Here is a 1,466-nt window from a genome sequence, read left to right on the forward strand (position 1 = left end):
CTCGCGCAGGGGGCGGATCACCGTGCGGTCGGGGTTGGTGCCCGCGCCGATGCCGAGGTGGTAGAGCTGGACGTCCTTGACGTCCCAGCGGAGCTCGGTGGTCCGGGGCGGGGCCGAGAGGGCCCGGGCGACATCGATGGGCATCGGGGCGCTGCACTCCTTCGCCTGGGGGCGGTTTCGCCGGGCGGTCCGTCGCGTCCGCTCCCCGGCCGGCGGCCCGCGGGGCGGGTGGCGCCGGGCCGGGGCAGGCAGGGAGACCCCGGCACGGCCGTCCGCACCGTCGGTCGCACCGGGGTCGTCTGCGGGCCGGCCGGGCACCGCCGCGCGGGCGGTGCGGCGGCGTGCGCGCGGCGCGCGCCGCCTGCGCCGGTCGGTCTAGAACGCGTTCTAGCAGTCGGCTCTTCTGTATAGCCGATACCCCTGCGGGTGGGAAGACGCCTGACGTGTGGTCAGTTGAGGGCGACGTCGCTCCCCGTGCGGGGCGGGTCGTACGGGGGTGGGCCGGTGCCGGTACGCGGGGTGGCCCGTACGGGGGTGGGCGCGGGCCGCCGGCCGGGCATGAGGCACCATGGCCCGCGTACACGGCTCTGCAGGCCCACGGGCCGGAAGGCGGTTCGACTCGACCATGGCGCGCGCTCACAGTGAACGGACGGCGGCGGAGGGCCCGGCGCCCGCGGCGGAGCGGGGCGCGGTCGCGCCCCCGGCGGCGGTGCTCGCCGCGTTCGAGGCGGCCAAGGGGTTCATGCCGCTGGACGAGGGCCTCGCGCTGTACGCCGCGGCCGTCGAGGCGGCGCGGCTGGGGCTGCCCCTGCTGGAGGTGGGCACGTACTGCGGCCGCTCCACGATCCTCCTCGCGGAGGCGGCGCGGTCGGCCGGGGTGTCGGCCGTCACGGTCGACCACCACCGGGGCAGCGAGGAGCAGCAGCCGGGCTGGGAGTACCACGACGCGACGCTGGTGGACCCCGAGGTCGGCCGGATGGACACGCTGCCGGCGTTCCGGCGCACGCTGCACCGGGCGGGGCTGGAGGACCACGTCGTCGCCGTCGTCGGGCGGTCGCCCGCGGTGGCGGCGCTCTGGGGGCGGCCGCTCGGGCTGGTCTTCATCGACGGCGGCCACACGGAGGAGCACGCGTCGGCGGACTACGAGGGGTGGGCGCCGCATGTCGCGCCCGGTGGGGCGCTGGTGATCCACGATGTGTTCGCCGATCCGGCGGAGGGGGGTCAGGCGCCGTACGGGGTTTATCGGCGGGCGTTGGGGTCCGGGGCGTTTGTGGAGGTCGGCGGGGTGCGGTCGCTGCGCGTGCTGCGGCGGGTCGGGTCCGGCGTCTGACGCGGATGGGCGCTCCGCGCCCCACGTAGCCCCGGGGCGGGGCTGGCGCCCCGCGCCCCACAAGCCCGTGATGCACGCCGCGTGAGACCAGCTTCTTTCCCGCGGCTCCGCCGCGGGGTTCGCCCCCACCCACCCA

The 1,466-nt window shown here is 77.4% G+C and carries 1 protein-coding gene; it reads left to right on the forward strand.

Annotated elements, in window-relative coordinates; translation table 11 throughout:
* Window positions 1-625 precede the first annotated feature (625 nt).
* Window positions 626-1,330, forward strand: coding sequence for a class I SAM-dependent methyltransferase (locus tag ACSNOD_RS31080; RefSeq protein WP_436770420.1), 705 nt, complete (start codon window positions 626-628; stop codon window positions 1,328-1,330).
* Window positions 1,331-1,466: the final 136 nt, after the last annotated feature.

Origin of the sequence: Streptomyces sp. URMC 123, from assembly GCF_051386515.1 — a bacterium.
GTDB lineage: Bacteria > Actinomycetota > Actinomycetes > Streptomycetales > Streptomycetaceae > Streptomyces.

Bases quoted from the DNA above. Each gene is read 5' to 3' on its own strand.
- ACSNOD_RS31080 (WP_436770420.1), top strand. From the start codon at position 626: ATGGCGCGCGCTCACAGTGAACGGACGGCGGCGGAGGGCCCGGCGCCC.